16 protein-coding genes are annotated in these 19,217 nt (G+C 62.9%); 10 read left to right on the top strand and 6 right to left on the bottom strand.

The features are described from left to right. The first annotated feature begins 771 nt into the window (after positions 1-771). Positions 772-2,766 carry an RNA polymerase sigma factor RpoD gene (gene rpoD / locus A3AC_RS0127775; protein ID WP_025602738.1) on the top strand — a complete coding sequence of 665 codons (1,995 nt, stop codon included), beginning with the start codon at positions 772-774 and terminating at the stop codon, positions 2,764-2,766. A 96-nt stretch (positions 2,767-2,862) separates the two neighbouring features. On the opposite strand, the gene A3AC_RS0127770 is transcribed toward rpoD, so the two are convergent. Then, a complete protein-coding gene (locus tag A3AC_RS0127770) occupies positions 2,863-3,249 on the bottom strand; it encodes a hypothetical protein (protein ID WP_025602737.1) in 387 nt (128 codons plus the stop codon). A gap of 648 nt (positions 3,250-3,897) precedes the next feature. Between A3AC_RS0127770 and A3AC_RS0127765 the strand changes: the two genes are divergently transcribed. Beyond that, a complete protein-coding gene (locus A3AC_RS0127765; protein WP_025602736.1) occupies positions 3,898-4,695 on the top strand; it encodes a 2OG-Fe(II) oxygenase in 798 nt (265 codons plus the stop codon). A 172-nt stretch (positions 4,696-4,867) separates the two neighbouring features. Here A3AC_RS0127765 and A3AC_RS0127760 read toward each other — a convergent pair whose 3' ends face one another. Both A3AC_RS0127760 and A3AC_RS0127755 read right to left on the bottom strand, forming a co-directional pair. Beyond that, the gene (locus tag A3AC_RS0127760) at positions 4,868-5,659 is read right to left on the bottom strand and encodes a CbtA family protein (RefSeq protein ID WP_025602734.1); all 792 of its coding nucleotides are present in this window, start codon (positions 5,657-5,659) and stop codon (positions 4,868-4,870) included. Between the two features lie 11 nt (positions 5,660-5,670). Beyond that, the gene (locus A3AC_RS0127755) at positions 5,671-5,892 is read right to left on the bottom strand and encodes a CbtB domain-containing protein (protein WP_025602732.1); all 222 of its coding nucleotides are present in this window, start codon (positions 5,890-5,892) and stop codon (positions 5,671-5,673) included. 216 nt (positions 5,893-6,108) lie between these two features. Here A3AC_RS0127755 and A3AC_RS0127750 point away from each other — a divergent pair, with 216 nt between their 5' ends. Next, the gene (locus A3AC_RS0127750; RefSeq protein ID WP_025602731.1) at positions 6,109-6,738 is read left to right on the top strand and encodes a histidine phosphatase family protein; all 630 of its coding nucleotides are present in this window, start codon (positions 6,109-6,111) and stop codon (positions 6,736-6,738) included. A 20-nt stretch (positions 6,739-6,758) separates the two neighbouring features. Here the strand turns inward: A3AC_RS0127750 and A3AC_RS0127745 are convergent, their stop codons facing one another. Continuing rightward, complete coding sequence (locus tag A3AC_RS0127745) at positions 6,759-7,199, bottom strand: hypothetical protein (RefSeq protein WP_025602730.1); 441 nt, start codon at positions 7,197-7,199, stop codon at positions 6,759-6,761. A gap of 165 nt (positions 7,200-7,364) precedes the next feature. On the opposite strand from A3AC_RS0127745, the gene A3AC_RS0127740 reads away from it, so the two are divergent. From A3AC_RS0127740 to A3AC_RS0127710, 7 genes are all read left to right on the top strand, one after another. Then, positions 7,365-8,876, top strand: coding sequence for an ATPase domain-containing protein (locus tag A3AC_RS0127740; protein ID WP_025602729.1), 1,512 nt, complete (start codon positions 7,365-7,367; stop codon positions 8,874-8,876). Between the two features lie 4 nt (positions 8,877-8,880). Beyond that, on the top strand, positions 8,881-10,539 hold the full coding sequence (locus tag A3AC_RS0127735) for an ATP-binding protein (RefSeq protein ID WP_025602728.1): 1,659 nt from the start codon (positions 8,881-8,883) through the stop codon (positions 10,537-10,539). Between the two features lie 80 nt (positions 10,540-10,619). Continuing rightward, complete coding sequence (locus A3AC_RS0127730; RefSeq protein WP_025602727.1) at positions 10,620-11,228, top strand: MarR family winged helix-turn-helix transcriptional regulator; 609 nt, start codon at positions 10,620-10,622, stop codon at positions 11,226-11,228. Next, a complete protein-coding gene (locus tag A3AC_RS0127725; protein WP_025602726.1) occupies positions 11,225-13,327 on the top strand; it encodes an FUSC family protein in 2,103 nt (700 codons plus the stop codon). The genes A3AC_RS0127730 and A3AC_RS0127725 overlap by 4 nt, the downstream gene beginning before the upstream one ends. 33 nt (positions 13,328-13,360) lie before the next feature. Then, entirely contained in the window at positions 13,361-13,570 is a 210-nt protein-coding gene (locus tag A3AC_RS0127720) for a DUF1656 domain-containing protein (protein ID WP_013341883.1), read from the top strand. 7 nt (positions 13,571-13,577) lie between these two features. Next, the gene (locus A3AC_RS0127715; protein WP_025602723.1) at positions 13,578-14,552 is read left to right on the top strand and encodes an efflux RND transporter periplasmic adaptor subunit; all 975 of its coding nucleotides are present in this window, start codon (positions 13,578-13,580) and stop codon (positions 14,550-14,552) included. Then, complete coding sequence (locus A3AC_RS0127710) at positions 14,549-16,054, top strand: efflux transporter outer membrane subunit (protein ID WP_025602722.1); 1,506 nt, start codon at positions 14,549-14,551, stop codon at positions 16,052-16,054. The genes A3AC_RS0127715 and A3AC_RS0127710 overlap by 4 nt, the downstream gene beginning before the upstream one ends. 220 nt (positions 16,055-16,274) lie before the next feature. Here A3AC_RS0127710 and A3AC_RS0127700 read toward each other — a convergent pair whose 3' ends face one another. Together A3AC_RS0127700 and A3AC_RS0127695 are read right to left on the bottom strand one after the other, a co-directional pair. After that, complete coding sequence (locus tag A3AC_RS0127700) at positions 16,275-16,733, bottom strand: (2Fe-2S)-binding protein (RefSeq protein ID WP_025602721.1); 459 nt, start codon at positions 16,731-16,733, stop codon at positions 16,275-16,277. A 14-nt stretch (positions 16,734-16,747) separates the two neighbouring features. Beyond that, positions 16,748-19,015, bottom strand: coding sequence for a xanthine dehydrogenase family protein molybdopterin-binding subunit (locus A3AC_RS0127695; protein WP_198018038.1), 2,268 nt, complete (start codon positions 19,013-19,015; stop codon positions 16,748-16,750). Positions 19,016-19,217: the final 202 nt, after the last annotated feature.

Raw genomic sequence — 19,217 nt, 5'->3', positions numbered from 1 at the left:
TTTTCGGTCTCTTCCGAGACCGGTCGCTCACTCAACGTACTGACGAATGATCTCTCCATCTTCCGACAGAAAAACCTTCCTTTCATTACTGTGTGAGACTTGATACTTTCGCTTTAACGCCCGGCTCCGAAGAACCCGGCTCGCGTCGCNCATCAAGCGCCCACACTTATCGGCTGTTAGTTTTTAAAGATCGGTTCGCATACTCCGCAAGCGCCTGTTTCAACTACCCGGCACTGCTTCGTTCTGCGCCGCTGCATCAGCAGCAGAGAAACGAGATTATGAAGAGGGAGTGACAAGTCGTCAAGCCTCTTCTGCGAATTTTTCTTTCATGAGGCGCCCATCGATGGGAAAAAAACGTCGCGCTACATATAGAGGGTGCGCGCGCCTGAGCAGACACAAGCACGCACTCATGTCAGAACGGGCAAGTTAGTCTATAGTTGTGACTCCGCGGTCCGTCACGAGCGCTCGTTGTTGCCGCAACTTTTTTTACACGGCCTCGCCGCCCGCCCAGTCAGGCACAGCACGAAGACTGGCAACAACCTGCGACGAATTGCTGCGCACAACGCGCGCGAACGCGCAAGCTCGTATATAATGCGAGCCGCGCGAATTTCGCACATTCTATCGGCCCGCTCCAAGCGGGCTCATCTTTTTTGCTCCCCAGAGCACACAGCCATATAACCGCGTTGAGTCACTCAGGTGATGTTGAGCCATGCTCGAAACGCCTGACGGTCGCGTCTTGCGTCTCATAGCGAAGCCTCTAGAGGAGAATACGTGAACCCTTTTGATCGCGAAGATTCGCAACACGAAACCGCCGCCTACACGAAGGCTCCGTCGGGCCGTACGCCGAAGGGCAAGGGCGCGGGCAAAGCGATCCCCGTGGCGGCCGAGCTGCCGCCGCAGCAAGCGGAAGAGCGTCAGCGCCAGATGCGCGCGCTCATCCAGCTGGGCAAGGAGCAAGGCTACCTGACCCACGCGCAGATCAACGACCACCTGCCCGACAACTTCGCGCAGACGGCGGCGATCGACAGCATCGTCAGCGCGTTCAACGACATGGGCGTGCAGGTCTATGAGCAGGCCCCCGACGCTGAAACGCTGCTGCTGAACTCGAACGCGCCCGCTGTCGTTTCCGACGATCAGGCGGACGAAGAAACGGAAGTCGCGTTGTCGACGGTGGACTCCGAGTTCGGCCGCACAACCGACCCGGTGCGCATGTACATGCGCGAAATGGGCGCGACCGAACTGCTCACGCGTGCAGGCGAAATCGCCATCGCGAAGCGTATTGAAGACGGTCTGCACGAAATGGTGCAGGCCATCGCCGGCTGCCCGCTCGCCATTTCCGCGATTCTCGCGAGCGCCCAGCAGGTTGCAGACGGCGAGCTGCGCATCGACGAGCTGGTGGACGGCCTGAACGAAGACAACGTCGCCGCCGAAGAAGAAACCGCCAGCGCCGACTCGGCGTCAGACGACGATGCGGACACGGACGAAGAAGAAGACAGCGATAGCGACGACGACGTCGGCCCGGCCGACTCCTCGGCGGCGGACGAAGCACGCCTTAAGCAACTCACGAGCGACTGCCTCGAAATTTTCGCGCAGGTCGGCATTCTGTACGACCGCATGAACGCGTCGCATACACGCGGCGACGTGACCTCGAAGGCGTATCAAAAGGCGCGCGAAGAGATCCAGCAGCATCTCGCGAAAATTCGCTTCACGGCGCGCACCATCGACCGCCTGTGCGGCGACGTGCAGCATCAGGTCGCGCAGGTCCGCGCGATCGAACGCAACATTCTGCAAATCGTCGTTACGAAGAGCGGCATGCCGCGCGAGAAGTTCATCGAATCCTTCTCGGGTCATGAAGCCGACCTCGGCTGGACCGAGCGCGCGGCGCGCGGCAACACGTCGTACGGTGCGGCGCTCGAGCGCCACCTGCCGGCCATTCAGTCGGAACAGCAGAAACTGATCGACATCGAGGCCACCGTTTCGCTGCCGCTCAAGCATCTGAAAGAGATCAACCGTCAGATGGTCGCGGCCGAGTCGAAGATGCGCAAGGCGAAGAGCGAGATGATCGAAGCCAATCTGCGTCTCGTCATTTCCATCGCGAAGAAGTACGTCAACCGCGGCATGCTGTTCCTCGACCTCATTCAGGAAGGCAACATCGGCCTGATGAAAGCGGTGGACAAGTTCGAATATCGCCGCGGCTGGAAGTTTTCCACGTACGCCACGTGGTGGGTCCGTCAGGCCGTGACGCGTTCGCTCGCCGACCAGGCGCGCACCATCCGCGTGCCGGTGCACATGATCGAGACGATCAACAAGCTGAACCGCATCTCGCGCGAGATCCTGCAGCAGACCGGTCAGGAAGCGCATCCGTCGGTGCTGGCCGAGCGCATGGATCTGTCGGAAGAGAAAGTGCGCGGCATCCTGAAGATCGCGAAGCAGCCGGTGTCCATGGAAACGCCTGTTGGCGACGACGGCGACGCCACGCTCGGCGACATGATCGAAGACTCGGCGGCTTCGTCGCCGGCGGATGCGGCAATGCAGGCTGACTTGCGCGCCGCCATCGACGACGCGCTGGACTCGCTGTCGCCGCGCGAAGCAAAGGTGCTGCGTATGCGCTACGGCATCAACACGAAGTCGGATCACACGCTCGAAGAAGTGGGCAAGCAGTTCGATGTGACGCGTGAGCGCATTCGCCAGATCGAGAGCAAGGCCATGCGCAAGCTGATGCATCCGAGCCGCGCCGATCGTCTGAAGTCGTTCCTCGACCGCTAAGCAGTTTCCGCATCATCGCGCTTGCCGTGCACCGTGCATGGCAAGCGCGCCCCGCCTGAAGTCTCCACGTCCCTGCAGTCCGTTACTCCCGCAGTTTCAGATAAGCAGTGAGATGATCCCGCCAAGGGTGATGCCCGCCGCGAGCCAACGTCCCGCGGTGTAGAAAGCATTGCGCTCTTCGTGCGGCTGATCGGGCCGTTCGAGTCCCAGCGTGCCATATGCAAACGACTTCACCGCCGACGGATCGGAGGCCGCCCCATTCTCGCCTGCCGTATCAGCTGCGTCCGCGCCGTCGGCGGTAGCCACGTCCTGAGCCGCCGCAGCGGCGCCTTCGCTGGAGATTTGCACAGCCGCGTCCTGTGAAGACGCGTTCGACGCAGCGGACGGCGCAGCGTCATCGCCGGCGGTAACAGATGAAGAAGCGTTCCTGGCTGCGCGAGAAGTGGCTTGTGGTGTCGACGGCAACGCGCTGTCGATATTCATTGCGACCTCCGTTCATTTCTTCAAGGCATTCGGCGCAAAGCCGGTTACAGGTTCTATCGACCCACATCGGCTGAAACTTGACCCTCTGTAAGGGACAGTAAGTGCAAGCGCGGACACCTCGCACGAAGGCGAGCAAATAACACTCTCGACTACGCTGCCTTTGTCCACAGAAATTGTTCAGAAGCCTGTGGATATCCTGCGCAAGAGTTACCCAAGTGCCTGAGCCCGCACGGTTTTCGGACGCTGCACGCAGATGCTTGAAGCGCAGCGAGCCGCTTGCAACGGAACCTGCAACAACGCGCGTCTCAAGGCATCACAAACGTCTTGACGAGCGTGAGTTCGCCGGCTTTGCGCATCGGCACACGGATCGTCTCGCTGTTTTCGTTGGGCTATTTTCGTTGGTGATGCGCGGCAATATCGCTTCAACTAACGCACGCTACCTATACGCAGTTCCGTTTTCATTACGCGCGGCTTTGGTTTTCAGTTGTATAGAGTTGGTGATGACTTATGTTCCAGGAGTTGGCCAATCTCGACCGTCGCTTATTTCGCACGAAGCAATGCGAATTGCAGAGCAAGAGTCGGAGTGCGCGGCCTGAAAGACGCGCTTACACTCAAATCATCGTTCGAAAATCGTCGATGGAGACACTCATGAATACGGTGGCGAAACATCAGCGCGCGCACTCGACGCAGCCGGTTCACCAAACGGAAGCGGCGCCGTCGCACAATCGTGTCGCCACGAGTTCGCTTGTGCGCCGCATAGAGGCGATCGACTGGTTCAACGTCGAGCAGGAACTGAACGGCTATGGCTGCGCGATGCTGCGCGAGCTATTGACTGCACGTGAATGTGATGCCCTCAGCGCGCTGTATCCGCGCGACGAGTTGTACCGCAGCCGCGTGGTGATGGCGCGGCACGGCTTCGGCCGCGGTGAATACAAGTACTTCGCATATCCGTTGCCGCCGTTGATTGCGGGGCTGCGCCGCGAACTGTATCCGCATCTCGTGCCGGTGGCGAATCGCTGGAACGAGGCGATGGGAATCGACATCCGTTATCCCGCGGCACACGCGGAGTTCATCGAGCGCTGTCATGCTGCCGGCCAGACGCGTCCCACACCGCTGATTCTCCAATATGCAACCGACGACTACAACTGCCTGCATCAGGATCTTTACGGCGAGCACGTGTTCCCGCTGCAGGTGGCAATCCTGCTGTCCGAACCCGGCGAGGACTTCACCGGCGGCGAATTCGTGATGACAGAGCAGCGACCGCGGATGCAGTCACGCACTGAAGTCGTGCCGCTGCGCAAGGGGGACGCTGTGGTGTTCGCGGTTCATCATCGGCCGGTGCAGGGTACGCGCGGGGCTTATCGCGTGAATTTGCGGCATGGGGTGAGCCGCTTGCGGTCAGGGCGGCGACATACGTTGGGGGTTATTTTTCACGATGCGGCGTGAGGAGTGCGCGGGTGTAGCGCGGCGAAACGAAGCTTGTCCACAGTTTTTGTTGAAAGGCCTGTGGACAACCACCGCACAACCGCACCAAGTACTTGACGCGTTTACCTTCCATCCCGCTGCACGCGCGCGCAACCATCTACCTGTTACGCCCAGCTCGCTCCACGAACGCCCTTCAAACCATCGGCACCCTCGCCCGCCTGCCATCCACCCGCATAAACGAACTCCGCTCGACAATCGCGCCGAACAGCAGGCCGATGGTGGCCCACATGATCGCCTGCATGCCGAGCGCGGCCACACGGAATTGCCACAGCAGCGCGGCGGGGAAACCGGCCGGCACTTCGTCGATAGCCGGCATCGCCGTCTGCACGACAGCAATGATGGCGATGAACACAAGCGCACCCACGATCGAACCGTTCCATGCACCGAACTTCATCGCGGCCCGCCGCCGAACTTTCAGCGAAAACACCAGCGCGGCAAGGGAAATCGCGATCATCAGAAAGAACAAGCCCGTGCGCGTGCCGATAGTCTCGGGCGTGCCAACCGCCGGCGGATTCGCTGGATATTTGATGTTCGGCACGATCACCAGCGCCACAAAAGCGCCTAGCGCAAGCCACGCCGACAACGCACGCGCGCTGATCGCGCCCACTCGCCCATACGCGTAAGCAAACACCAGCGAGAACAATCCGCCGAATGCCGCGCCGTACACGACCACGCCGGTCAGCAAACCCCAACCGGCTTGCGTTTCGCGACTGACCAGTTCCTCTTCATGCGAATGCTCATGCGCATTGGCAGGCTGATGCGCATGTTCGTGCTCATGCGCAGCGCCGCCCGGGTCGCCGGCGTTTTCTTCCAGAGCAATCGCCTGATTGATCTGCGGCTCGCCCACCACGCGAGCAAACGCGAACGTGAGCAGCCCCGCGGCGATGCCTGCGAGCATCCCGCGCAACAACAACTTACCGACCATGTTCTGCTCCGTTAGTGGCAGGGAAAGCCGAGCAGATGGCGGCCGTCGTGCACGAACTCATGCACGTACATGCCAGGAAAGATGGAAGTAGCGCCCTGCTCCGCGCCGACAAAATATAGCGCGAGCAACAGCAGCAATCCGCCGAATATGGCCCAAGGCAAAAGCTCACGCAAGGGAATCGGCGTGGGCTGAATAGCCGGCTGGCTGGCGGAATCGAAAACAGCTTCAGTCATGATGGACATCTCCTGGGGTAACGCGCCCCGTAGTCGATTGCGAAGGAATGCTGCGAAGCTCAGGTCTGGCTTTCGGCTTGCGATGCCGATTACAGTGGCGCGACCGCGCCGGGCTCTCACCGGCTTCCGCGCCTCGCAGTGCGGCTATTCTACGCGCTAAACTTCGGGGCCCGCTATCGCGGCCCGACGCAAGCGCGTTTTCACGGAAGCACACGAATGAACCTACGGCTGCTGCTGATCAGCCATGCACCGACCGCGGCCATGCGCGCGGGCCGTTTTCCCGCCGACGACGCGCTCGACGCACGCGGCTTCCGGGAAGCGCAAGCCGCGCGCTCGAGCCTGCCCATATCGGACGATGCAACCGCCTTCGTGAGCCCCGCCCTCTGCGCACGCGAAACCATGCTGGCGCTCGGCCTGACTGCACAGGCAGACGCAGCGCTCGCGGATCTCGACTACGGCCACTGGCGCGGCCAACGCCTGAACGACCTCGCAGCGCAAATGCCGAGCGCGCTGGCAGCATGGACGCGCGATCCCGATGCCGCCCCTCACGGCGGCGAATCGTTCGCTCAGGTGGTGAAGCGGATCGGCAGATGGCTCGATGCAGCTGGCGCGCTTGACTCACTCGAGGCACCGCGCGTTGCGCCGGACAACGCGCGGGACACCGCGTTGTCCCACACGCGCAATGTCGTCGCCGTCACGCATGCGCCGGTGATCCGCGCCGCTATCGTGCATGTGCTCGGCGCGTCCCCGGCCATCTTCTCGCGCATCGAAATCGCGCCGCTCACCGCCGTCGAAATGCAGCACTCGCGACAGCGGGGCTGGACCTGGTGGCCGGCGTCATCGTAAGTCTGGTTGCATGTGCAACGTTATTTGCCGGACACCGACAAGCGCAGCTTGCCCGAACCGGCAGACGTCAAGGTGATTTCCGTCCGCTTGCCCGGCGCGCCGACATAAAAGTGCTGACGTCCCGGCGAATTCTGGTCGTGCGTCGCGTCCGGCAGACACGAGGCAATGTCGGCGGCAACGGCCTGCAACGCATCGGCCGTCGTGCCTGTATCGCGATGCGGCGTCCACACACACTGGTAGCTGCTGTGCGCGGCAGCGCATTGCGCGTCGTCGCCATAAGGTTCGGCGACGCCTTTGCCGTCGTCCGCGCTCAGCGAGGCGAGTCCACCCGGCGCGGCCGCCACGATACGTTTTAACGATGAACAAGGGCTCGGCGAATCATCGGCATTCGCGGCACAGGGCATAAGGCCGCCGAGCGACGCACACACGAGCGCGGTAGCAAGTAGCTGACTGGTCTTCATATCGTCCGCGTCCTCAAGATGACAGATCATCACGGCGCGAGCACGCCGCATGCCCTTGCCGAAATGTCAAATACGTGTTGGCGCAGATAGGCATGCAACTTGCATTCTGGCGATACCGGCTGACTGACCTTCAGTCCATTACTCGATCCATAATCACCCACCGCTATGTCAAAAGCCAATTACACGCCTGACCGTCTTCGCTCGGGGATCGAGGGAATCGATGACATCCTCGGAGGCGGCTTGACGCCGCACCGCATGTATCTCGTGGAAGGCGCGCCCGGTACGGGTAAAACTACCCTGGCCTTGCAATTTCTACTCGAAGGGGTCGAGGAAGGCCAGGTAGGTCTGTACATTACGCTGTCCGAAACGCGGTCCGAATTGATTTCGGTAGCCGACAGCCACGGTTGGGACCTGAGCCAGTTCCACATTCTCGAGTTGCTCTCCGACGAAGGCCTCGATCCGCAATTCGAGCAAACCGTGCTGCACCCGGCGGAAGTCGAACTCGGCGAAACCGTGCGCAACGTGATCCAGCAAGTCGAACAAATCAAGCCCTCGCGCATCGTGCTCGACAGTCTGTCCGAGTTGCGCCTGCTGTCGCAGAACGCGCTGCGCTACCGGCGGCAGATTCTCGCGTTAAAGCGCTATTTCGCCACGCGCGAGTGCACGGTGCTGCTGCTCGACGACAACACGTCCGATCCGTCCGACATCCAGTTGCATAGCATCGCGCACGGCGTGATCACGCTCGACAACGTCGTGCACGACTACGGCGGCAACCGGCGTCGCGTGCGCATTGCGAAGATGCGCGGCATCAAATTCCGCGAGGGCTATCACGACTTTTCACTCGACACCGGCGGCATCAAGGTCTATCCGCGCCTTGTCGCCGCCGAGCATCACGCGGACTTCGACACCGAGATGACGAGCACCGGTACCGCGGGCCTCGACACGCTCTTGGGCGGCGGGCTGATACCGGGCACCAACGCGCTGATAGTCGGCCCGTCGGGCGTCGGCAAAACCACCACGGTGGTTTCGTGCCTGATTGCCGCTCTCGAACGAGGCGAACGCTGCGTTTATTACGTCTTCGACGAAACGCTCGTCACGCTGATCGCGCGTTGCGCGACGGTGGGCATGAACCTGCAACCGTATGTCGATAGCGGACTGCTTACGCTGCGCCAGATCGATCCGGCCGAAATCTCACCCGGCGAATTCGCGAGCGACGTTCGCATCTCTGTCGAACAGAAGGGCGTGAAATACGTCGCGATCGATAGCCTGAACGCCTACCTGCAAGCCATGCCCGGCGAACGCTACCTGCTGCTGCAGATGCATGAACTGCTCGGCTATCTGAACCAGCAAGGCATTGTCACGATGCTCGTGCTGGGGCAGCACGGAATCATCGGCGAAATTCAAAGCGATATCGACATCAGCTACCTTAGCGACGTCGTCATTCTGTTCCGTTACTTTGAACACCACGGCGAAGTGCTGACCGCCGTGACTGCCGTCAAGAGTCGCGCGAACGCGCATGAGCGCTCGATCCGCCAGTTCAGGCTGACGGCGAAAGGCGTCGAAGTGGGCGAAGCGCTGCGCGACTTCGAAGGCGTGCTCTCGGGGCTGCCGGCTTATCGCGGCAGCACCGCGCTGCTCGGCGCGAGGGATCACGTCATCGAAACATCGCGGCAGTAAGCTCATGGAGCAACGCGTCCTGATTCTCGCGCCGTTTGGCCGCGACGCCGACGTCATTGCCGAGGTCCTGAACAAGGACAGCCGCGTATGTCTCGCCTGCCGCGATGCGGACGCGCTCACCGAAGCGCTCGAAGCGGGCGCGGGCAGCGCGCTGATCGCCGAAGAAGCGCTAGCGGACAAACGCGCGACGCGTCTATTCGAATGGCTCGAACACCAGCCGGCATGGTCTGACTTTCCCTTGATTCTGCTCGCGGCGACGGGCATCGGCCATCGCTCGGCACGCGGACTCGAAGTGCTGGAACGGCTTGGCAATGTGGTCGTGCTGGAACGTCCGCTGAACTCGGAGACGCTGCGGCGAGCGGTAGCTTCGGGGCTGCGGGCGCGCGCGCGGCAATATGAATCGCGCCGCCATCTGGCCGAGCGCATCGAGGCGCAGGAAGCGTTAGTCCAGCTAAACGATTCGCTTGAAAGCAGGATCGCCGAACGCACTCACGAACTGGCTTCGGCCAACAACCGGCTGATGATGGAGATCCACGAGCGCGCCAAGGTGCAGGCCGTGCTCGTGCAATCGCAGAAAATGGAAGCGCTCGGGCAGCTCACGGGCGGCATCGCGCACGACTTCAACAATCTGCTGAACGTCATCATGGTCAACTCGGAGTTGATCGCACGCGTCAGCGGCGACGAGCGTGTTCGCAGCATGGCCGCGACAGTCAAGCGCGCAACCGAGCGCGGCGCCAAACTGACGGGCCAGTTGCTCACCTTCTCGCGCAACAGCAACCTGGATCTGAAAGCCGTCGACGTGGTCGCGTTGCTGCAAGGCATGCGCGACATCATCACCGTGTCGCTCGGATCGGGTATCGGCTACAGCAACGAATTCGAAAGCGACGAGATGTGGACGCAGGCCGACGCGAACCAGCTGGAGCTTGCCGTGCTGAATCTCGCGATCAACGCGCGCGACGCGATGCCCGGCGGCGGCCAGTTGAGCGTTCGCGTGAAGGAACGTCCGGCGCCCGACCAGACACTTGCCGAAGGCCGCTACGTCGTGATCGAAGTCGTCGACACGGGCTCCGGCATCCCGCCCGACATCGTGACCCGCGTGTTCGATCCGTTCTTTACGACGAAGCCGATCGGCAAGGGAACCGGCCTCGGCTTGAGCCAGGTGTACGGCATTGCGCGCCAGGCCGGCGGCACGGCGCGGCTCGTCAGCGAGGAAGGCGTCGGCACCACGGTTGAACTGTGGCTGCCGATGCGCGAGCGCGTCGCGCCGCACAATGCCGAGACATCGGATACAGAAGCGAAGGCCGTCGGCGAAAAACGCGTGCTCGTGATAGAAGACGACAGCGAAGTGCGTGCCATGCTGGTGGAGTCGCTCAGAATGCTCGGCTATAACGTGACAGAAGCCGCCGACGGCCGCGCCGGCCTGAACCGTCTCGCAGACGACAACCCGGACCTGCTGATGGTCGACTTCGCGATGCCCGGCATGAACGGCATCGACGTGATCGCGGAAGCGCGCAAGATGCGCAGCGATCTGCCGGTGATCCTCGCCACCGGTTACGCCGACGTCGACATATCCGGTCTTGCAGTGGAACGCTGCACGGTATTGCGCAAGCCTTTCCAGCTCGACGACCTCGCACGGAGCATCCGGCTCGGACTGATTGCCTGAAACACATGCTTCACCCGCGCGGCAAAAAATTTCCAATTCGATAGTTTGCTAACGATTGTTTTGGAAATAGAATACCGGCCATGACGAATCTCGACGCCCTGCGCCGCAAAGTGAGCGGCACGCTCGTGATTGCTGCCCGCAAGTGGCGGCGCACGAGTCATGGCGTGCTCTCTGCGTTTAATGTGTCGGAGGCGTGCGCCACGCCGCTCCTTACCGCGAGCCGGCTTGGCGAGGCGGTCCGTCAGGTCACACTGGCCGACTACATCGGCATTGAAGGGCCTTCGCTGGTGCGTCTGCTCGATCAGCTCTGCGCGGCGGGCCTGATGCGCCGCGACGAGGACCCCGCGGACCGGCGCGCGAAAACCGTGGTGCTGACTCAGGAAGGCCGCTCCGTGACGCAGAAGATGGAAGACGAACTCGTGACACTGCGCGCGCAGGCTCTCAAAGGCATTTCGCGCAGCGATCTCGAAGCTACCCTGCGCGTGCTGACCGCGTTCACCGCCAATTCCCCCGAAGAATCGCAAGCCGCGAACGCTGCTAGCGCTGCACGCGCCGCGACTACCGCGCGTGCCGCGAACGCCGCGAACGCCGCGAGTAGAGCGGAGCCGGCAAAATCCACCAGGCCAGTCAAAGCCCAACGCGCCAAACCGCGTCGCGCAGCGCTCAAAGTCCGGCGTAACGCGCGATGATCTACCCTTCCGTTCGCGACTGGCTCTTCTCGGTCAAGACCTTCGCCGCCGCGATGATCGCGCTGTATATCGGCCTCGCTCTCGAACTGCCGCGGCCGTACTGGGCGATGGCGACGGTGTACATCGTGTCGAATCCGTTCGTCGGCGCCACTCGCTCGAAGGCGATTTATCGCGCGCTCGGCACCGTGCTCGGCGCGTCGGCGGCTGTGCTGCTCGTGCCGCCCTTCGTCGAATCGCCCTATCTGTTCAGCGTGATCCTCGCGCTGTGGGTCGGCACGCTGCTCTTTTTTGCGATCTCGGACCGCACCGCGCGCAGCTACGTGTTCCTGCTCGCGAGCTACACGATGCCGATCATCGCACTGCCCGCCGTCACGAATCCGGCAGGCGTGTTCGATCTCGCCGTCAGCCGCACCGAAGAAATCACGCTCGGCATTGTGTGCGCGAGCATCGTGGGCAGCGTGGTGTTGCCAAGCCGGCTCGCGCCGACCATCATCGAACGAACGGATGCATGGTTTCGCGACGCCGCGTTCTACGCGACAGAAACGCTGTCGGGACGCATCGCGGGCGCGGCGATTTCCGGTGCGCGGCAGCGGCTCGCGGCCACCATCAACGGTCTGGAATTGCTGCTCAGTCAGCTCGCGTACGACCACACGCGCCCTGACCTTTTGACACGCGCGCACGAACTTCGCGGACGCATGCAGTTGCTCTTGCCGCTCATGTCTGCCCTTGCCGATCCGCTCATCGCGCTCTACAACAGCGGCAGCCACAAATGGCCCGAAGGGCTGGAAGCGCTGCTTGCCGACATAGTCAAGTGGTTCAACGGGCCGCTGCCCGCCGCGAGCGCGGGCTATCATCCGGACCCGGCGGCGAACGCGCTGCGCGAGCGCATTGCCGCAATGCAGCCGCCGCCCGCCGCGCTCACGACGTGGGAAGGCGCGCTGCTCTCGAGCGCGCTGTGGCGCATGAAGCAGGTGATCGACGTATGGCAGGACTGTCGCTCGCTGCGCATCATCATCACGCGCGAAGAAGGCTTCTGGCGGCCGCGCTTTCGCCATTGGCGGCTCGGCGGCACCGAACGCTTCTTCGATCGCGGCATGATGCTGTTCTCGACCGGCTCGACGGCAGCGGCCGTGATTCTCGCGTGCAGTCTGTGGATCGCTTCGGGCTGGGCGGACGGCGCAAGCGCGGTGACGCTCGCGGCGGTCGCGTGCTGCTTCTTCGCCGCGCTCGACGAACCCGCGCCGATGGTGTTCCGCTTCTTCGTTGCCACGGCTGTCAGCGTAGTGGCCGCAGGCGTGTATCTGTTCGCCGTCTTGCCGCACGTGCATGACTTTCCGATGCTGGTGATCCTGTTCGCCGCGCCGTTTATTCTTGTGGGCACGCTGATTCCGCGCCCGCAGTTCAATATGGTTACGGTGCTCGTCGCCGTGAATACCGCCACGTTCATCAGCATTCAGGACGCGTACGACGCCAACTTCCTGATCTTCATGAACAGCAATCTGGCGGGCCTCGCCGGGCTGCTGTATGCGTATCTGTGGACTCGCGTCACGCGCCCGTTCGGCGCCGAACTCGCGGCGGCTCGCCTGTTGCGTTCGAGCTGGACCGACGTCGCGTTGACCGCGTCCACGCGGCCTATCGAAGATCCGCGCAATCACGCGGCGCGCATGCTGGACCGCCTCATGCAGCTGATCCCGCGGCTCGGCGCGACCGACGACCATCGCCATCCTTCTATCGAGAGTTTTCGCGATCTGCGTATCGCCTTCAATTCCATCGATCTGCGCCGTCTCGCGCGCAAGCTCGGCGGCGAGGCGCCGGTCGCGATCGAACAGGTGCTCGACGGCGTGCGTGCCTATTACGAAAGCTGCGTGAACCGCCGCACGCGCGAGCCCGTGCCCGACAGCCTGATGTCGTCCATCGACACGGCCGTCGCGCGCGTCACCTCGCAAGGGCTCGCGAATGCCGGCGCGCCGAGCCCTACCTCGCAAACCTCGGCACGCCACTTGCGCGACGCGCTGCATGCGCTGATCGGCTTGCGTCTATCGCTCTTTCCGGCCACGCTGCAAGCAGCCACGCCGCCCGCACGCGAGGCCAGTGCCTGATGTGCCGCCCAATACTTCTGCCCCTGTCCCGCGATGATCGGTGAAATAGACATCTTCGGCGTATTCGTGCCGGCCGTGCTCGTGCTGATGCTGGTCGCCTATCTGATCAACCTCGCGATTCGCACGGTGCTCGCGCGCGTTGGCTTTTACCGCTTCGTGTGGCATCGCTCCATCTTCGATCTCGGCATCTATGTGCTGGTGCTGGGCCTTGTCGTCGTCGTTTCGCACAGACTCGTTTCGTGAAATCAACGTGAAAAAAACCTGGTTCTCCGTGGGTCGGATCCTGCTGACCCTGATCGTCGTCGTGGCTGCCGCGCTGGTGTTGTGGAAGCTGATCGGCTACTACATGTTCGCGCCGTGGACTCGCGACGGACACGTGCGCGCCGACGTAATCCAGGTCGCACCCGATGTGTCGGGGCTGATCTCGTCGGTCGAAGTGGTGGACAACCAGCAGGTCAGGCAAGGCCAGGTGCTGTTCGTCATCGACCAGGCGCGTTATACGCTCGCACTGCGTCAGGCGCAGGCCACCTTGCAGCAACGCCGCGCCACGCTCGATCAGGCGCGCCGCGAAGATGCGCGCAATCGCAAGCTCGGCAACCTGGTTGCCGCCGAGGTGGCGGAAGAGAGCCGTTCGCGAGTCGACCAGGCAGAAGCGGCACTCGCCGACGCGAACGTCGCAATCGACACGGCGAAGCTGAATCTGCAACGCGCGACCATCGTGAGCCCCGTCGACGGTTACCTGAACGACCGCGCGCCGCGTGCCGGCGAATTCGTCGCAGCAGGGCGCGCCGTGCTTTCGGTCGTGGACATGCATTCGTTTCGCGTCGACGGCTACTTCGAGGAGACCAAGCTTGGCGGCATTGACATCGGGCAACCGGTCGACATCAGCGTGATGGGCGAGCCGCGCGTGCTGCGTGGCCATGTGCAGAGCATCGTCGCGGGTATCGAGGACCGTGACCGTACCCAGGGCACGAATCTGCTGCCGAACGTGAATCCGGCCTTTAGCTGGGTGCGGCTCGCGCAGCGCATTCCGGTGCGCGTCGCGCTAGACGAAGTACCCGCCGATTTCCGCATGATCGCGGGGCGCACTGCCACGGTGTCGGTGCGCGATGCGAGCAATGCGCGCGCTTCGCATGCGGCGGGGGCTTCAGGGGCTTCGGGGGCTTCGAGTGTCTCCGCTGCGCGGTCTGCATCGGCTGCCGTCGCATCGGGCGGCTCGCAATGAAACTGCCGCGCTCCCTGCCGTCCAGGCTGTTTCCTCGCGCGCTCGCGCTGCTGCCGCTCGCCGTGTTGCTCAACGGCTGCATGAATGTCGGGCCGAACTATTCGCTGCCGAAAGACGCGCTCGTCAACGCGCCGCTCGCCAATGCGCCCATCGAAGGCGCCGACGCGGCGCTGATCTCGCGCGCCGACGTGCCCGCCGTGTGGTGGAAGCTCTACGACGATCCGGTGCTGAACAGTCTCGTCGACGAAGCACTGCAATCCAACACCGACTTGCGCGTGGCCGCCGCCAATCTTGCGCGCTCACGCGAGGCGCTCGGCGTCGCACAAGCGCAAGGCGGTTTTTCAGGCAAGGCGTCGGCGGCGTTCCAGCGCGCGCAGGAGTCGGCAGAACAATATTTGCTGACCGAGAAATTGCCGGTTGCAAACGAAGGCGACGTCGGCATCAGCGTCGCGTACGAGATCGACCTGTTCGGCAAGCTGCGGCGCGGCGTGGAAGCAGCGCAAGCCGACACCGAGGCCGTCCGGGCGGCGGGCGATCTCGCGCGAATCACGGTGGTCGCGGACGTGGTGCGTGCCTACGTCGAACAATGCTCCGCGGCCGAGGAACTGAAAATCGCGCAGCAATCGCTCGCGTTGCAAAGACAGCGAGTGGACGTATCGCGCCGTCTGCGCGACGCGGGCCGGGGCAATCAGACCGAAGTCACGCGCGGGCAAACGCAGGTGGACACGTTGTCCGCGGATATTCCGCGTTACGGCGCGCGTCGCAAGATCGCGCAATACCGGCTCGCGGCGCTGCTTGCGCGAGCGCCGTCCGACTTGCCACCCGCCGTTCTCGCTTGCGAGAAGCTGCCGCAGATTCGCCAGCCGATTCCCGTCGGCGACGGCGCCGCGCTGCTCAAACGCCGGCCGGACGTGCGCGAGGCCGAGCGTCAACTGGCGGCATCCACGGCACGCATTGGCGTGGCGACCGGCGCGCTATATCCGACCGTGAGCATCGGCGCATCGGCGGGTTTGACGGGTGTTCTCGAAGATCTCGGCACCTCGCCAACCGCGCGTTGGGGCTTCGGTCCGCTGATCAGCTGGACCTTTCCCGCGAACGGCGCGCGCGGCCGCGTGCGCGAAGCACAGGCGTCGAGCCAGGTCGCGCTGGCGCGTTTCGACGGCGTCGTGCTGACCGCATTGCGCGAAACCGAAACCAGTCTCGCTACTTATGCCTCCGACTACGCACGCGCTGAGTCCCTGCGCGCCGCGCTGAAATCCGCAGCGCAATCCGCCGACGAAACGCACCGGCTGTATCGCGCGGGCCGCGAGTCCTTCATTTCCGATCTGGACGCGACGCGCACGCTGACGTCGACAAGATCGCAGGTCGCCGCTGCTGAAGGCCAGGTGGCCATCGACCAGGTCAATCTCTTCCTCGCGCTCGGCGGCGGCTGGCAACAGAACCCTCAACCCACGCCCGCGCCCGCGGCTCCGAGCGCAGCGGCGCATACCACGGCACCGTAGCCGCATCACCCAATGCTTACGTTTTATTTTTGACCAACTTTCTTTTGCCTTTCATTTACGGTTAAATACCTGCCACCAACCACACGTTACGAGGCCAAGGTATGTCGTCGTTCATGAAAAGCGCAGCAGCATTGGGCGGATGCATCGGCATCTTTACGGCCGTGGTGGCCGTGCTCGAAATCCTGGCGGGCTAAGCGTTGCTTTCGCGCGAAGCGCCGGCCTACGCGGGCCGGCGCTTCGCCGCTTGATGAATCGCGGCGCGCACACGCGGATATGTGCCGCAACGGCAAACAATATTGCTCATGGCCGCGTCGATATCCGCATCCGTGGGGTGCGGCTTCTGTTTCAGCAGCGCGCAAGCGGCCATCAGTTGCGCGCTTTGACAATAGCCGCATTGCACGACATCCAGATCGATCCACGCGGCCTTCAATGCTTGTGCTTCTGCACCTTGCAGTCCTTCTATGGTCGTGATTTTCTGCGTGTTCACGCTCGACATGGGCGTCTGACACGACAGGCACGGCTTGTCGTTCAGGTGCACCGTGCAGGCTCCGCAAATGCCGACGCCGCAGCCGAATTTCGTACCCGTCATGCCGAGTTCGCAACGCAGTACCCACAATAGCGGCATCTCGGGTTCCACTTGCACGGCCACAGCGCGTCCGTTGATGTGTAGCGATCCCATGCGCGTCTCCGGCTTTATGTGAGTTTCAAGGGCAAGGTGCGCAGGCGCTTGCCGGTCAGTGCGAAGACCGCATTGGCAACAGCGGGTGCAATCGGCGGCACGCCAGGTTCGCCAACTCCTTGCGGATGCAACTGACTCGGCATGATGTCGACTTCGATCACCGGGCAATCGTTGATCCGCACAACCGGAAAGTCGAAAAAGTTCTTTTGCTCGACCTGGCCGTTCACGATTGTGATCTCGTCCTGCAACGCGGTAGAGAGGCCGAATACGATTCCGCTCTCCATCTGCTGACGAATCAGATTCGGGTTCACCGGCAAGCCGCAATCGATCACACAGACCACGCGATGCACGCGAATCCGTCGTTCGACACCAATCGATACTTCCGCGACCTGCGCCACCACGCTGCCAAACGCCTCGTGCAGCGCGACGCCGCGCGCACGCGGCGCGCCGTCGGCGGCATGCGTCAACGGATGCTGCCAATCGGACAATGCAGCCACTCGCTGCAAAACAGCCCGATGCCGCGGATGCTGCACAAGCAGCGCGACACGAAATGCAACGGGGTCCTGATCGACGGCCGCGGCGAGTTCATCGATAAAGCTCTCTGTGAAGAACGCCTGATGCGAGTGGCCAACCGAACGCCAGAATCCAACGGGCACCGGCAGTTCCACGATTTTGTGCGCGACGCGCGCGGCCAGCCATTCGTAGGGCTGATCGAATGCGCCTTCGACCGTGGTCTTGTCGATCGGAATACGCGGCACGCCGTAGTACCGTGCGAGCGCTTCGGGCACGATCGCCTGACTTGCGGACGCGCTGTGCCATGCAACGAGCGTGCCGTTACTGTCGAAGCCCGCCTTCAGTCGCGATACGCATGCCGGCCGATAAAAATCGTGTGTAAAGTCCTGCGCGCGCGACCATAGTGTTTGCACAGGACGGCCACCTGCCTCGCGCGCAATCGCCGCGGCCTGTGCGATGTAATCGAGTTCGAGGCGCCGTCCAAACGCGCCACCGAGCAACTGCGCGTGTACCTGTACTTTATCGTCGTCGATATGCAGCACCTTTGCCACATGATGCCGCGCAAGCGCTGGCATTTGCGTGGAGACCCAAACGGTCGCCGCGCCGTCCGCGACCTGCACCGTGCAATTGATCGGCTCGACCGCACCGTGCGCGAGATACGGCGCGTGATATTCAGCAGCAATGGTGCGCGCTGCGCCATTCAGCGCGTCGTTGATATCGCCGCGACGGTAGTACGCGTAGCCGTCTCCGTCGTCGAGTGCGAGCGCGAGGCGGCGCTCCACTTCCGCGCTCGAGAGCAAGGCCGCGGCGCCGTGCTTCCATGTGACCTTGAGCGCGTCGACAGCCCGTATGGCGCGAAACGGGTTGTCTGCGATCACCGCGACGCCACCGGTGCCGCCCGCATAGGGCGCGAAAGTGAGCGCCTTGACGAAGCCACGCATTTTCTCCGCTGCTGCCGCGTCAAAGCTCGCGACAGTGCCGCCGAGTGTCGGACACATCACGACGCTCGCGTAGAGCAGGCCGTCCGGCAACGCGTCGATGCCGAAACGCGCGGTACCGTTGATCTTCGAAACAGCCTCGATGCGGCGCAGCGGTTTGCCGATGAGCGTGAAACTCGCGGGGTCTTTCAAGGCGACGTTGCGGGGCAGCGCTTGCTGAGCCGCCATTGACGACAACTCGCCGAAGCTCGCCTTATGTCCCGATGGATGCATCACGTAGCCGCTTTGCGCGCTGCACTCGCCGGGCGGCACGTGCCATTGCGCCGCTGCAGCGGCGATCAGCATCGCGCGCGCCGAGGCGCCGGCTTCGCGCATGGGCGTCCACAAATCGTTGATGCTCGAGGAGCCGCCGGTCATCACCGTGCCTGCTTCACGCACCACTTTGCGCGTATACCAGACAATCGTGCGCTTCGTGATGCTGTCGTGATCGGGACGAAACGGCAGATCGTCGATCACGTTCTGCACGCTGTTATAGATGTTGTCGATCGGCGCGTCCTCGACACGCACGCGCGACCAGTCGGCGTCGAGTTCTTCGGCAAGCAGCATGGCGAGGCCGGTGTGAACGCCCTGCCCCATTTCTGCCTTGCACATCATGATGGTCACGCTGTTGTCCGCAGCGATCTTGACCCAGCCGTTGAGTGCGCTTTGTGTGCCCTCGACGGGCAACGGCGCCTCTGTAGTGAGGCGCTGGCGCGCGGGCAGCACCGACCAGCCGATCAGCAACGCGCCCACCGCGCTCGCGCCGCCGATGAGGAAGGTTCTGCGCTTCATGATGATGCCCCGTCCGCTTACCTGCCGGTAACACGCTGCAAGGGCGCAGTTCGCGCCCTGCGTTCCCACGCAATATTAGTAAGACGGAGGAGCGCGCGCGGACTTAAATTCGTCGGATGAAGCCGGGTGCGCGTGGCATGGGCACATGGGCCCTTGACGGGGGACGATTCGATGCCGTGGGGCGCTTCATTAAATGGCGTGC

Origin of the sequence: Burkholderia sp. WSM2230 (assembly GCF_000472445.1) — a bacterium.
Taxonomy (GTDB): Bacteria; Pseudomonadota; Gammaproteobacteria; order Burkholderiales; family Burkholderiaceae; genus Paraburkholderia.
The sequence above is the reverse complement of the archived record's forward strand: the minus strand, read 5'-3'. Positions and strand labels throughout refer to the sequence as shown.

What these genes read in the sequence shown, in the direction of transcription:
- A3AC_RS0127770 (WP_025602737.1), bottom strand. Translation starts at nt 3,249, where the DNA reads ATGAATATCGACAGCGCGTTGCCGTCGACACCACAAGCCACTTCTCGC.
- A3AC_RS0127765 (WP_025602736.1), top strand. Translation starts at nt 3,898, where the DNA reads ATGAATACGGTGGCGAAACATCAGCGCGCGCACTCGACGCAGCCGGTT.
- A3AC_RS0127760 (WP_025602734.1), bottom strand. Translation starts at nt 5,659, where the DNA reads ATGGTCGGTAAGTTGTTGTTGCGCGGGATGCTCGCAGGCATCGCCGCG.
- A3AC_RS0127755 (WP_025602732.1), bottom strand. Translation starts at nt 5,892, where the DNA reads ATGACTGAAGCTGTTTTCGATTCCGCCAGCCAGCCGGCTATTCAGCCC.
- A3AC_RS0127750 (WP_025602731.1), top strand. Translation starts at nt 6,109, where the DNA reads ATGAACCTACGGCTGCTGCTGATCAGCCATGCACCGACCGCGGCCATG.
- A3AC_RS0127745 (WP_025602730.1), bottom strand. Translation starts at nt 7,199, where the DNA reads ATGAAGACCAGTCAGCTACTTGCTACCGCGCTCGTGTGTGCGTCGCTC.
- A3AC_RS0127740 (WP_025602729.1), top strand. Translation starts at nt 7,365, where the DNA reads ATGTCAAAAGCCAATTACACGCCTGACCGTCTTCGCTCGGGGATCGAG.
- A3AC_RS0127735 (WP_025602728.1), top strand. Translation starts at nt 8,881, where the DNA reads ATGGAGCAACGCGTCCTGATTCTCGCGCCGTTTGGCCGCGACGCCGAC.
- A3AC_RS0127730 (WP_025602727.1), top strand. Translation starts at nt 10,620, where the DNA reads ATGACGAATCTCGACGCCCTGCGCCGCAAAGTGAGCGGCACGCTCGTG.
- A3AC_RS0127725 (WP_025602726.1), top strand. Translation starts at nt 11,225, where the DNA reads ATGATCTACCCTTCCGTTCGCGACTGGCTCTTCTCGGTCAAGACCTTC.
- A3AC_RS0127720 (WP_013341883.1), top strand. Translation starts at nt 13,361, where the DNA reads ATGATCGGTGAAATAGACATCTTCGGCGTATTCGTGCCGGCCGTGCTC.
- A3AC_RS0127710 (WP_025602722.1), top strand. Translation starts at nt 14,549, where the DNA reads ATGAAACTGCCGCGCTCCCTGCCGTCCAGGCTGTTTCCTCGCGCGCTC.
- A3AC_RS0127700 (WP_025602721.1), bottom strand. Translation starts at nt 16,733, where the DNA reads ATGGGATCGCTACACATCAACGGACGCGCTGTGGCCGTGCAAGTGGAA.
- A3AC_RS0127695 (WP_198018038.1), bottom strand. Translation starts at nt 19,015, where the DNA reads ATGAAGCGCAGAACCTTCCTCATCGGCGGCGCGAGCGCGGTGGGCGCG.